The organism is Nitrosomonas halophila, assembly GCF_900107165.1.
GTDB lineage: Bacteria > Pseudomonadota > Gammaproteobacteria > Burkholderiales > Nitrosomonadaceae > Nitrosomonas > Nitrosomonas halophila.
Genome location: NZ_FNOY01000069.1, coordinates 1 through 13,916, shown reverse-complemented (window position 1 = coordinate 13,916; position 13,916 = coordinate 1). Strand labels below are relative to the sequence as shown.

Annotated in this window: 9 protein-coding genes; 2 read left to right on the top strand and 7 right to left on the bottom strand. The window is 47.3% G+C overall.

The features are described from left to right. The first annotated feature begins 98 nt into the window (after positions 1-98). On the top strand, positions 99-413 hold the full coding sequence (locus BLV85_RS12420; RefSeq protein WP_090415569.1) for a TIR domain-containing protein: 315 nt from the start codon (positions 99-101) through the stop codon (positions 411-413). Here BLV85_RS12420 and BLV85_RS12415 read toward each other — a convergent pair whose 3' ends face one another. From BLV85_RS12415 to BLV85_RS12405, 3 genes are read right to left on the bottom strand one after another with little or no spacing between them, the layout of a single operon-like run. After that, positions 414-5,723, bottom strand: coding sequence for an FtsK/SpoIIIE domain-containing protein (locus BLV85_RS12415; protein WP_090415568.1), 5,310 nt, complete (start codon positions 5,721-5,723; stop codon positions 414-416). After that, entirely contained in the window at positions 5,720-7,252 is a 1,533-nt protein-coding gene (locus BLV85_RS12410; protein WP_090415567.1) for a hypothetical protein, read from the bottom strand. The genes BLV85_RS12415 and BLV85_RS12410 overlap by 4 nt, the downstream gene beginning before the upstream one ends. Then, positions 7,249-9,081, bottom strand: coding sequence for a hypothetical protein (locus BLV85_RS12405; protein ID WP_090415570.1), 1,833 nt, complete (start codon positions 9,079-9,081; stop codon positions 7,249-7,251). The genes BLV85_RS12410 and BLV85_RS12405 overlap by 4 nt, the downstream gene beginning before the upstream one ends. 593 nt (positions 9,082-9,674) lie before the next feature. Between BLV85_RS12405 and BLV85_RS12400 the strand changes: the two genes are divergently transcribed. Further along, entirely contained in the window at positions 9,675-10,715 is a 1,041-nt protein-coding gene (locus BLV85_RS12400; RefSeq protein ID WP_090415566.1) for an IS1380 family transposase, read from the top strand. Between the two features lie 391 nt (positions 10,716-11,106). Here BLV85_RS12400 and BLV85_RS12395 read toward each other — a convergent pair whose 3' ends face one another. From BLV85_RS12395 to mobI, 4 genes are all read right to left on the bottom strand, one after another. Beyond that, positions 11,107-11,604, bottom strand: coding sequence for a hypothetical protein (locus tag BLV85_RS12395; RefSeq protein WP_218132837.1), 498 nt, complete (start codon positions 11,602-11,604; stop codon positions 11,107-11,109). 79 nt (positions 11,605-11,683) lie between these two features. Beyond that, positions 11,684-12,184, bottom strand: a complete 501-nt coding sequence (locus tag BLV85_RS12390; RefSeq protein WP_090415564.1) for a PD-(D/E)XK nuclease family protein — start codon at positions 12,182-12,184, stop codon at positions 11,684-11,686. A gap of 4 nt (positions 12,185-12,188) precedes the next feature. Next, complete coding sequence (locus tag BLV85_RS12385; protein ID WP_090415563.1) at positions 12,189-12,611, bottom strand: CFI-box-CTERM domain-containing protein; 423 nt, start codon at positions 12,609-12,611, stop codon at positions 12,189-12,191. Positions 12,612-12,687: 76 nt separating this feature from the next. Next, positions 12,688-13,137 (bottom strand): conjugative transfer protein MobI(A/C), encoded by a 450-nt coding sequence (gene mobI / locus BLV85_RS12380; protein WP_090415562.1) that lies wholly within the window; start codon positions 13,135-13,137, stop codon positions 12,688-12,690. Positions 13,138-13,916: the final 779 nt, after the last annotated feature.

The following is a 13,916-nucleotide window of genomic DNA, read 5'->3' as shown; positions in this document are numbered from 1 at the left end:
TTTGCGTTCTTTTGAATATCGTGTCATTGTTTATTCCTTATCGCCCCCGAATATTAATTAAAAATTAGACACGACAACTATTCTGACACAGGGGGGCCGTGAAGAATTTCAAGTATAAGGATCCGAGCAAAAATGGCCTGACGGACCCGAAGCTTTATACGAAATGGGATTTAGAGGCCATCCGGAATAGCGATATCATATTTGCATACTTAGAAGATGCAAATCCTGGTGGATATGGTCTTTCGTTGGAGATAGGTTACGCTTCAGCACTTGGTAAGCATATAATATTCATTGATGAAAAATCCCCGTGCTCATACGAAGCTGGGCGTTATCTAAAGATTGTGCAACAAACATCGAATGTTGTTTTTAACTCGTTAGAAGAAGGTGTTAACTATTTAAAAGTACTATCGTGATTAGTTCCAACTCTTTGCCCATGCGCGTCTAATGATGTCGGCTAGTTCAGAAATTTCGTCTTCGGAAGCGAATGGTACTTGCGCCAGAATTACCCTCCCTTCGCCTGATAGCTTCGCAGCTAAGTGACCACGCCCGAGTAATCTTTCAGCGCCAGGTTCATCGAGAACAAGCATAGAGTTCTTTTTATCCGCAACCTTTAATACCAAACGGTTCGTTAGGTTTGCACGTAGCTGCATGGGCAAAGCATCTTTGTCCGGTCGTTGCGTAATAAGCACGAGGTTAATTCCTGCGGCCCTTGCCTTTACTCCCAAACGGCTTGCATTCAGATCAACAGCGTCTCGGTATTCATTAATCATCATCCAGTCTGCCAATTCATCGTGGAATAACCATATTCGAGGAAGTTGTTCAGATGGCGAAACCTTACGGTTGAAGTTGTCGAGCTTGGTAACGCCCGCTTCTGCAAGTAGCCGGTTTCTTCGCTCCATTTCAGCAACTAACTCTTCCAAAGCATGGATGGCTTCTTCTTGCTCGGTAATCAGATCGCCATCAAGGTGCGGCATATTGCGCAACCAGGGAAAATCAATACCCGCTTTGGGATCAATCATTCGAATGCGCGCCTTTTTCGGAGAATTTGTTGCACAAATATCCAAAAGAAGCGACTGCACCAGGACGCCTTTGCCGCTCCCTGTTTCACCGGCAATCAGCGTGTGAGGGCCGTGTGGTTGATGTCCTCCGAACTCATTGCCAACATTAAGGTATAGGATTTCGCCGTCTGCCTCTTTTGCACCTAGCAACAAACTGGTATTTGACTCAGATGCAGCTGCAGGAAGCTCTCGCCTTCGCCAGAGATCCTGTAAACGCAATATTGCCCGATGTGGTCGTTTTACCATTATGATAATTTCCATCGGAGCAGCCAGTACGTTGATAACATCAACCGCGTGCGAGGTCAGCAATTCCTGTCGCTTCTTCTCAACCTTGGGTACTGTAAGATCATCTGATCCTCTAAAACGCACAAGTGCAGCATTTGGCGTTAATCTTGAACCGATGAGTTCGGCAGTCATTTCATACCCGCGCAAAGCCCTCTGCAAAGCTTTGACAGTATTATCCAGCCAGGCTTTGGTGTCTTCGTCGTCTTCCTCAGATGCAGCACCGGCATTTACCCATTCGGCAAGCTGCCGCGATGGCCACATTTCTAACAGTTCATTTGGAATAGTAGACTTGGTATCTTCTGCCGTGAAGTCCTTTTGAGGTGATACGCTTTCTTCAGTTGCTAATTTACTCGAGCCTTCACGTCCTACTGGTCCGGACGCAGGGTCTTGTGGCTGAGTGACAGACTCAGATTTAGTCGTTATTTGTGGGGCCTCTGAAATTGTTCCTGTAGAAACAAGAGCGCCACTCCATGCGCCGCCTTCGGCTTTCGGTTGCTCTCCAGGGGTTTTATTTTTCTCGGCAAATGATCGGAATGATCCGGCGACACTGGTTTTGTCAAACACCTGTTGTACGCAGTGCGGCATACCTTTCAACGGCGTGACATCACCTGCATCGACATATTCATCATTGTCGTGAACGAAGACATGAGAAAAGCCTGCAAGCTGTATCGGTATCTTGTCCTGCCTAACTTCATCTGACCATTTGTGTAGATCCCCCCGGTCGTTCATAAGCGTAGGATCAAACGGCTCCATGCCTTCAATCATGAAATCACCTATACGGTTTAGCCAGATTTCACGATCTATACGTTTGTGATTTGGATCAAGGGCTCGCCCGAGGCGCGCAACAGTCTCTTCGAGTTGTTTTGCCGATTTCTTTGCCTGCGCTCTGTACCCACGAGAGCTGACAAATTTTGCTTCCGATATCGCCACTTTCAGAACCGGCTTACCATCGACAATACGAGGGGCAATAGCCATAATATCGGCGATTTGCTCCTCACGTTGCCCGAACCAGGATGCAAAATCATCGAGGAAATACCAGCCTATGGGCAAGTTTGAGTCTCCAAGCCCATTACGAATTTTCTCCATAGATAGAACAATGCCAAGCAACTCATTCGCATAATGACCATATCGGGCTGCGCGCATCACGACTTGACCGGAAAGCGTATTGGCTTGATCAATCAGTTGGTCGATGACTGAATCATCTTCTGCGGTGATTGCCGGATCGAGCCTTTCCAGCCGTTCTTTGAGAAGCACACGCAAGAGCTTGGGCTTAGATGTCGTTGATACAACAATATTGCGGTCTACTTGCCGGTCTCGTATATGGCGAATAACACGAACGCCATTGTTGCTCAGAAGACGGCGGTCTACCAACTCATCAAAGTTAACAACCCATTCACCAATCTTGTGCGTTTGGGTAAATACATTCCCAATATCTCCGTCACGGAAACTAACTTCACGAGCAGGGATGACATTGCCAGGTAGCGCGTTATCTCCTTCGAGGAATCCCTGTATGAGGTTGAGGTAACTCTGGCCTGAATGTGGCTGAACCGGACAAGTCAGGTATACCGATGTCGCTGTATCAGCTAAATCTATGGGACGGCGTCTAGACCAACGCGCCGGGACGTGATCCAGCAGTTCAGGATTTCTATCACCAGGAGCCCTTTTCCAAACCAGTTTTGCATTGCGAGCTACAACATCTTGAAGAACCACGAGGTCGGCAGCACGGTCAGTGTCGTCATCATGAATATTTGCGGTATCGAGAAAGCCAACACGAAGTCTTGAAAGAAAGTTCCTTGCAGACTCGCTGGCCAACACCGATCCGGATTCATCGTTTACTGTGACGTTCTGTTGCTCATAAATCCGCCTAATCCGCTTGGGGTCTGAATGCGTCAGCAGGAGATCGCATTGCAGTTCATTTTCTTGCTCGACTTTGCTTGATAGCTCTGAGGCTAACGCACTAGGTAAAGCTTTAGATTCCGCGTTGTATAGAACTACCGAGAAGTTACTGCGTTCGTGAGGAAGCAGATTAAGATATTGTTCCCCGACATTACCAAAGGCTTTGGCAGCTATACTGGGATCAACATCGAGTTCATCAACTCTATCCGAGCGTGTTCTTCGTAAAGGCGGCTCGGCGAGTGTGTATTCATATGATGTGTTTGCTGCTGAAAGTAGTATTGGCTGCTCGCGATCGAACCCAACACAGACTTCAGGGTAATAGTTCGCAACTAGTTCAAGCTGTACCTGGCTAAATAAAAGGTCAGCTCGGAAAATATCATCTTCGCCGGCATTGAGAACATCATTAATAAGTCGTGCTGCCTGACAAGCTTTAATATTTATCTCAGCAAGACGCAACGGATGCCACGGCGTGATGATTGCAGCAGGACTTCCAGCACCCACGTTCGCTACACCAAAACGCAAAAGCTCATGCCAAAGTTTTTCTCTTGCAAGATCGTTACTTGCGTGCTTTAGCAGAGAGGCAATTAATTCGTCATAGGCACTAATTTGCTTGATAAAAGCGTCTGAGGCGATTCCCGGGCCTTCAGCTTTAACCCAATCTCGAATGGCTTGCGAATAGACGGCCAGAAACCGCTCAAATGCTTCTCGTATAGTCTGTGTGCCTTGTGTGCCCAATATGCTAGACATTTCATCTAGTGCAGATAGGAATACTAAGCTTCTATCTCCACTACTTCTATTTGGTGCAACCAGCTTCCCATCATTTGTATTAGTTACGTCGCGGATCGTGTTAACGTCATTAAGCGCTATACGCTGAATACTACCTTTTGCACTAACAGATTGCCTTGTGATATCTGCCGTCGGTATTAAGGCGTGATTCTCATCCTGGTTTGCCACATTCAGCAAGTCATCAGGCATTGCTGTCGCAATAGTATCGACGGGCATTTCCCAGTGGAATATGAGCTTGGCCTTCGCACCTTCTGGATCGAGAACGGCTTCGAACTTGATAGATCGGGCCTCTTTAGAACCGGATGTTGTTTTGGCAAGATCGTCGTCGACCTGTGGAAAGTAGAATTCCATCAGCTTTCCGAAATCTAACTCGACCTTGTCTCCCAGAACTGTTTGCAGCCCTCTGTAACGGAAGGCGAAGTATCGTACAACCTTCGGATTTTTTCCTCGCCAGAAACTTTTCTCTCGGGCATTGGGGATGCGAATTGTCAGTTTCTTTTCTTTTAGCTCATCATCACTAACGCGGCGGCGCAAGCTGTCCAGGGTTTCTAGCAAACCAACCAGAAAATCTTGGTAGGTTTGCGGATTACGATAGATATAACGTTCCCATTTGCCAGACAGTTTTTTGTCTCGGGCCAAATGTTCACGGTGAGTTTCAAAGAATTCTTGTAGGTCGTCCGACGGGTCTTTTGGAAAATCGCTTGAAAGCAGTTCGCGTTCCTCATCTTCGAGCAGATCATCGAATTCATCATCAAAGAACTTGACCGTTACTTCCCCCAACGATATGGACGCGGTTCTTGTAAGCCCCTCGAAGAGATCAGAAATGGACCTCCAATCCAGGTCTACTAAGCCTTTTTGTGTATCGGACCAGTCATCAATACGCAAATCGGCATTAAGGAAGGTTTGTATCGCCTGCCGTTCTGGTTCTTCTAACCGATCAGCAATTTTTTCGAAATTAGTACGAAGCTGTTCGCGCGGAATTGGCTCGCCTTTCTCGGTTTCTTGAACAAGAAGGGGGCGAACTTTTCTATGAAGACCTTTAAATACTTTGTTCCATTCGCTAGTAGATTTACGTTTCCTTTCAGGTATGCGGTCAAAGTAACCTGAATATCGTGGAAGCCTTAGGCTAGGAAGGGCATTATCAATCGCTTTTTGGAGAGGCAGCCCCTTGGAATTGATTCCTTCCGCAATAGATAGAACAAAATCTGCGAATGTTTCAATGGTTCGTGCTGCATGGGATTGGTTTGCTGATTGAAGGGCAGTAAGCAAATGTTCGCGCTTGGGCGCTGATGCCAAACCGACCTGGACAATCCAGGCATCGTAGCAGGTTCTCAGTGTGTCGGTTTCTATTTTTGTGATCTTTTCAACGCTCTTATCGTTGCGCTGGAGTTCTTCTTGCGAAGCCGCAAAAAGTACTGCACGCGTGCTATCTGGTAGTCGGCAATGACGCCAATGTGTGATGGATTGATCGCTTCTCGTGTCCGCAGGAAGAGCATTTTCTGGATCGAATAAACTAGGTATCCTGACTGAAACAGTAGAATACGTATCTGAGTCGGCCAATACAGCTTGTGCAATAGAGCGCACAAGAGACGCTTCTAGCCCGAGCATGCAAAAGCGCATTGAGCCATCCGGCTCCTGATCTAGATAAACCTTTATGAAATCGAGCACGACCGCCGCGATGAGTTCGTTTCTTGTCATGTATTGCTCCTGAACGGGTTCTCAACGTAGGCACAATCATCAGAAAGGCGGCGTAGCAGCCCTAGCGTCCTTAAGCGCTGCTCCAGGCGCTGGGTATTCTGCATAAAGGCGTTTTGATCAGTCGGAAGAGTCCCGAAAGCTAGCTCTGCTTCGTTCGCGCCTATAACCAACCGGAATCGGTCATATAGTTTGGCTAGAAAACGGTGATATTCTTCACGACCTTCATCCACGACACACATGACAAGCGCCTTGAGCAAAGAATCGTCAGGAGAGTACCATGTGCCTGCGCCTCGGCGCGATACTGCTAACCCAATTTGTCTTCCCCATTCCATATGTACTTTGACAACGTGTTGTTGGTGACGCCTTTCAGCGTAGTCTCTAAGGGCTTCGAAGATCGTGTCCGGATCACCGGACGGCGGACCATCATCCGGCTGCCATTCATAGCGCTCAGTGAGATACTCGCGCACGGCTTCTGCGGGAGCCCTCGCTTGTAACGCGTCACGCCAGCGCTCGTCCTTTCTGGCAGATTCGATATATGCACGAACCGCGCGTGTAGATAACATCCGGTTAGCTCCGAAATTTTCCTTTGAGAGTTCGAACAGTGTTGTTCTGCGAGGCGAAGCTATTTCCAATACGAATTTTGGTTCGCTGGTATCGCCGACTTCTTCGTTAGCCCGTCTGAGCATGTAAAGAAGCATGTGCAAAGATGATAGGCGCATCAACGGATCGAGTAGAGCTTCGCCGGATAAATCCAAATTAAGTAGCCGAGTCCATGTTTCGGCCAGGTCTTCATACTCAGGACGCTTGGCAAAAGGTAGATACCCGATCGTACTTGATACCGGGTTCGAGTCGATCCTATAGCCCTCAGGCAGCAACGCACGAACTACGCGATTCCAGGTTTCATCTTGACGCAGCAATTTTTTAGAAATCATCTCTGCTATGTCTTTACCCTTGCTGCTACGATTGAGCATCAGGTAGAGCAATTCACCGCTTCTCGCGAAGAAGCGTCTGTCCGGACTTCCATTTACATTCGCCGGCAAGTCTGCATAGAGACAGTTAGGGCCATAAGGAAATAAAAAGTGGGACGTCCATCGACGTTGACGATGCGGTTCAATTGCAGTGCTTTGAAAAAACTCTACTACTCGGGAAAGACGAGTAAATGAGCCAAAACGTTCTTGAAGATATCCAAGGTCATCGTCGGAAGAAAATGACTCCAACCATGCCCGCCATCTCTCTGGATCAGATTGATGATTTTCCTCAACATACCGGATATGGGGGTTATTAAAGACTAATTGCCGCAGTGGTATTAGACGTGGAATGTAGTAAGTGAAGGATTCGTGTACTCCTTCATTACGGCTTTCGTTAAGAGCTTTTCCATCTGCATGCCTTGATTGAAAAATTGCAAGGAATTCCAGAAAAACAAGCCATGGTGTTTGGTCATTGTAAAGTCGGTGTCCCCAAATAGCCTCATCAACCCAAACATTAACATCGTTTCTGTATTTAGCAGGAGCCTCGAGACGTGTATTCATGACCCCACCCTGATACGAATATTGTCGGGATGGACCCGACCATGCTCATCCACAGTTAGCGCTTGTAAACTGACTTCATCGCTGGAAGGCTCCTCGCCGATGAGGTCGTCAAGCCTTTTGATTAACCTTAATTTAAAATCCAGGAAATCCTCATTACATTGGCGCGAGAAACTTGCGGGTAGACTGCCGCACGCTACGCGCAAAAGATATTCAAAATGAGTGAGCTGGAGCGTCAAGCTATCAACGATCCCATCATCTTCTGCGGCAGGGTCAACGATTTGCATGCATGGTGTTGCTTTGTCCGCTCCTATCGAAAAATTGAGGTAAGGGTCTCTTCGATGCTTGATTGTTGGTAGATCATAATTGAGGAGAGATGCTATCCGACCACGCCCATCTCCTCCAGAGGAAGCAAGATAAAGTTTCGTTCCATCGTCAATCATCATGCCGCAAAACGTTCTGTTAAGTCCTCGAACAAGGAGTTCTGTCGTCCGTGATACGTCCCCGCCATTTTCAAGCCCATCTATAAATTCCAAAAATTGGCCTGATGCTTGATATACAGTTAACCGCCAGGGATTAAGTACACTTTCGGTTGGCAGGGAAAAGAAGAGCCTTTGCCGTTGCCTAGAAAGTGCCCGCATAAATTCGTCGATATTTTCTCGGTCACCTTCAAGGTAATCACGTAAATATGGCTCATAGGCAGATGCGCCATAATAGTTATCCTTGGACACTAAATCTTTGTAGAGCTTTGAATCGCTATATGATCCATATATAAGCAAGTTATCGAATTTGTTGTCAGTTTCTCGCCCAATGCCAAAGGCTTCGAGTATATTGAATACTTGATATTGCTGCCTCTGGCGTTCAGGGAGGTTCATACCAAAAACATTTGCATAAGGATTAGTTAAGCGATAATCCTCTTTTTCTGCACGATTTTTTGCCGTTTGGCAGGTCAATAAAATCTGCCGACCCTGTCGGTCTCCCAAAAGAATATTCACACAAAGGAGAAGCAAATCCCGGATGGGGATATGCATACGGTTGGCCCGCGCAAGCTTCATCAGCTCTCCTAAACGCTTGCGAAATACCGAGCCATTGCTTCCATTGCGGAGCCGTTCCCGGTTTATACGAATAGGACAAGTCGTTGAACCATCACTATTCAACAGATTACAGCCGTCGCATTGTGACCATTGGGGATGTTCGGCAACTTGTTCAACGAGTTCCTGATAATGCTCGGAGGCGTCAAGGCGGCTAAGATTGTAGAGGTTTAGGTTAAGGGCATCGTCATTTGTTCGCTCCTCAACAAGCATCTCTTCCACAATTTTGAATATTCTATATTCATCTTCCCCTTGAATATCTGACCAATCACGCCAACTCGCAAGAAGTTGACCGTCATTGGCTGCGATAAGATACACATTAACTGTGCTTTTTCCGGCTACCGAACTGGCTAAGTTGATCAACAATCTATTCTTTTCTTCTAACGTAAGCTCGCTTAGATCTTTGACAATCGTTAACGCCTTTCCAGAGACAGGAAGCGTCAGCGAGACAATTTTTTTACCTGTATTCCAATGCTCAGGATCACCGCCGAAAGCGTCCCAGATTTGGCGGCAATGGAAGGTCTTGCCATCGCCAGCGGTCCCCGTGAGAATTATGTTGCGAGGTTCAAGTACCCCAAAGTTTTCTTGGACTTCTCTCAGTTTCGCCGGATTGATATGAATTGCAGGATCAATTCCATGCCGCTCGATCTCCGTTTGAATCAATTCGTCATACATGTTATCCCCGGCTGGGATGGGTCCATAATGACGCAGAAAGGAGATCAAGCCGTTTGACTGGCTCATGGGCATGAGCTCCGTGATTGATAGGATTGCCGAATAGATAAAATTTTTATTGAAGTTCTGATCGGTGAGGAGCTGCATCTGACTGACGATTTGTCTCTTCCATAAGACGGCATAATTATCACTTGTTTTTCTCCGTTATTCTCCGGCTTGTCTCCCGGCTGACGCAGTGGGAAGTCACTTTCTATGCTGATTTGATGGCGGGCTATAAATTTAGAAACTACCTACCTGATCATCCAGGCCGCAGAAAGATCTAAGGACGCTGCGAGCTTGCTCAATTCAGCGTATTGGCCTTTATTAATAGGGTTACGACAACCTGATGCTATTTTTTAGCCTCTTGAGCGTTTTAACGTAATGCCCCCTCGGTGACAATGCCACAACGTATACCATTTTGACACAAAATATGTGCCATAGTGATGGCGGAGGAAGCAAAAATCCAGACTGCTACCAGAATGGAGAACCTTAACCTATTAACCCAAATTTCCCATTAGAAGCGATTTCTAAGGGAAGCCATTAGAGTAAGCTATTAAAAACAAACATAATCTGGTAATTTATCGCCATTCTGTTACTGCATAGTTTTCTTTCGGAGGATTCGGATGGAATTTGAGCTTCGATTTACCGATAAAGAGATCACAGCCTGGGACGGCATGGGTTTGATGAAACGAATGCTGAATCGCACAGGATTCGATAGCGCAATGGAAGTATGCGATCTGCCGCAACCGGGGAGTAATCGAGGTTATTCTCCGACTCAACTGATTGTGCAATTCATGTTATCTGTCTGGTGTGGTGCGAACCGGTTTGAGCATTCTGAGGTGACTCGCCATGACCCTGTACTTCAGAAGTTATTTGGATTCAAGCGCATGGCGAATTTCAAAGCGATCATGCGATTCTTCAGGAAATTTGACCAGGCGACTACGATGCACGTATTTGGACGCTTGTATCGCTGGTTTTTCGGCAAACTTCAGCTTAACCATTTGACGCTGGATCTGGACTCAACGGTGATGACGCGCTACGGAGAACAGGAGGGTGCGGCACGGGGTTACAATCCACGCAAACCTGGGCGCTATTCTCACCATCCGTTGATGGCATTTATTGCCGATGCGCGCATGATAGCCAATCTTTGGCTGCGTCCTGGCAACAGCCATAGCGCCAATAACGCACTGGCTTTTCTGGACGACACGTTGGACAAGCTGGGTGGCAAGCAGGTAGCGTTATTGCGGGCGGATAGCGGTTTTAGCGATGCGGCCTTTTTGAATGATCTGGATCAGCGCAGCACCCATTATCTGATTGCATTGAAACTGAATCAGCCCCTGCAAAACGCATTGGTTGATCAAACTGGTTGGTGGGTTTTGGATGAAGGTATTGAAGTGATTGCCTTCGATTATCAGGCGCCATGCTGGGATAAGCCACGGCGGATTGTCGGCATTCGGCAAAAAATAGATGTGCGTCCCGATGCCAAAGGCAAGCAGCTATCACTGTTTGCAGATGATCCGGCACTTGCCTGCTATCGTTTCGGCGCATTGGTGACCGATTTAGACTTGTCCGCCGAAGAACTTTGGCGTCAAATGTCTTGGTATTCAATACTTTTTCATAGCAATATGCCGCTTGTGACAAACCACTGGCCTACCACGCTTTGAAATGGAATGCCTGTTGCTCCGGTGATACCATCGGTCATCGATCGCAAGACGCTTGAAAGATGGTGAGGGATGGACGCTTATCTTGATTACGATTACGAAATACCTTGTCTTGAGAGGTGACCGGACCTGTATTGTGACCTCCGGCCCCCATAGATTTGTCGTCTCCGACGGCCGTCAGGTACTACTACCCCCCAAGCCGCCTTAGGCGCGTCAAGCCAGTTGCAATGGTCCATCAGGAGCCGGTGCGAGTCTCAGTGCTGCATTCTTTGATGCTTTGCAGTGCAAAAACGCACTCCTCCCGGGAAGAGCCTACTGCTCACGGCAGATTCGTCAACCGTGAGCTAATCATGGATACTGATTCACTCTACAGAAACTCTCACGCTCTCCGCTATCAGTGCAAAACCCCAGCATCCTGTTCTCCGTCCCTCGCCGGCAACAGATGAACAAAGCGCCCCTTCGTTTCCGTGTAGTGTTTGAATTCCGGCACACCAAAAGTACGTTTCTTTTTGCTGACTCCTTTGGGCTTTATTGGTATTTCCGCCATCCAAACGCCGTGGATGGTTTCCAGCGACGCGGCCATTATATCCACGGCATAGGGTGAGGCGGCAATGGATCCGTAGCGCTCATAAATCTGTTCTACCTTGGATAATTTGTCCTTGCGCAATGACCATGCTTCCATCAATACAAAAATGAAATCAGCATCGTTAAAATCGGCGGCCAGCTTGATTAGCCTTGCCGAATCTTCCTTGGCCATTTCGTTATCAACCCGCAATACCACAGGAGTAATCGTGCTCGATGCAAAATTTCCGACATAAGCCGTGGCAATGAGATGCTCACCCCTCTCCAAAAGCTCACGAGCATTCCGGATAATGGGTTCGATGACTCTCATGTATGCGTCTGGAATAGTGTTCAATTTTTATCTTTCATATGAAGAAGGTTGAAGAATTATATGACGGCAATTATTACCATCAACAAATCATTTGATGACCACACGCCTTGCATTTTGGGCCGAACTTTTTCTCGGGCAATACCCTGCATTCGATAACATCCAAGTAACGCTCAACCAGGTTCGAACAGCATTCGTCATCCATCAACCGCACTTTGATCGCACGGCGCTTGCCTGTTTGGCGATTGTTGATCGCCACAAAACCATGCTTGGCAGTAGGCATGCCATTGTGTCTCAGCAGCCATGCCTGCAGGGAAAGCTGGGCGATGTCCGTATCATAAACGTGATAGGTATCGCGATTCTTGCCTTCCACCGGGATATGCAAACCATTTGCCAGCTGATAGACCTGGTCGGGGCGGCCTGTCACAGGGTATGGGCGATTCATTCGCAGATCCTTTTCGATCATCACCACCCTCCCCGCTTTCAGCTCGGCAGGCCGCCAATCGCGGGAAAACCTGCGCCAGCTCAGGAAGATCCAGCAAACGACAACGATTGCCAACGTAGCGGCTATTGATTCGAACATCGTTTTACTTGTTCACTTTTTTATCGAGTACTGCAAGCCACCAATCGAGACCGGCGCGCGCCAGCGAAACCAGCCAGGTCTGGTGCGCCATCACGCTTACCATGCAAGGCGAAAGCCGGTAATAGCCATACACAAACAGGCAGCCCATTTTCGATTGCAGCAGCACATCATCGCGCCATTTGCGCAAGGTTACGACTTCGATTGAATCGATGCCATAGATGCTGGATGCAATGAAACAGCGTTTGTCGATTGCCGCCCGTTGGCTTTCCATTGCAAAACGCTGATGCTCTAATGTACCCTCGGCTGCCTTCTTCCGGATGGGCAAAGGTAAAGCATCACCAAGATCGCGATCGAAAATGAGTTTCTGTTCACAATAAACAGCAGCGACGATATCGCTGATACTGTGATAGTGTTTTTTTCTACTCATGACATTACCAATCTACTGGTGTGGGTGAAAATAATATTGTTCCTGGGCGGCATCATGCGCCATGACGGCAGCAGCATCATTCCTCAACCAGTTCTGCCTGCATGGCGACAGCCTTTGCGTATCGTATCGAAAACAGCGCCTTGTTCAAGTGAAATGCTTCTCTTCTGATCCAGGCAAGCTTCTTTTCCGTGGCCTCGATGAGTGGCTTCTCCCATTCTTTGGCATAGCCAAATATTCTCGACAACGGATATATATGAGCGCCCTTGCCTTTCGGGATGTATTTCAACACCGGGCCAGACCCACCAGCTTTTGCCCCATACCATTTGAGCCCTGTCCACTCGATCCGCAAGTAATTGCCTTTCCGGTAGCACCGTAAACGCAAACCACTTTTATTCTTCCAGCCGGGGTTGCTGTTTTCGAACCGCATTACCTGTTCCCAGTAACGATCGACTATGTCGGATGCCATTGCTTCGAGTTCACCTATGCGTTTCTCGATTGATGCCGTAATCGCTTCAAGGCTTTCCATGCTCATATCCATTTTCCCAGTCACATGCCAGCGAATTGCTACTCTTACTTTGCAGCTTTCCTCTATCAAAAAGCTGCAGAAAATTTAATACTTGCTTGTTTTGGCAACTGGCCACAGAGTCCTTTATCAACAATAGCGCTTTATATTCATATACTTGGTAACAGGCAATCAAGCAGGCCAGCAGAATGCAACGCTACAGCAACAAAATTTATTCTAAACTTTCATCCAAAGCGTCCGATTAAAAATCGTTAGGGTCAATAGCAGGTCTTTGTATCGACTGCGAGCTATAAATCCCTGCATCCCGCAATCCCTAGAAGACGACGCAGCAATCGTTATCCTGCAACGTTGCAACAGCTAAAGAACCAACTATTACAAACTAGCACAGGCGCTCATGTTTTTTAGGATCAAAACCTGCACATTATGTGCGCGTTTCACGCCAAATTCTCGCAGGCCGTTCTGATACATTCCTTATGAACCCATTGACCTAGCGATCCATTCGCTCAAAGTACACTGAGATTACAGTAGCCATCCAGACCGAGTCGAAACTGAGGGGAAAATGATCATTTTGTTCACTCCAAGTACACAGCAGAAAAGATTGCTCGATTTCGCCGACGGGTTCATGCTCAAAACCGATGGAGGTTAAATTGAATATACTTGGTATCGACATTGGGTACTCGAATCTTAACCCAACTTCGTGACCCTATCTCAAACATCCCCAATTTTTCAACAAGTTAAAATTTTCAACTGGAGTCGGTTGGCACTACGGATTTTTTTCTGTC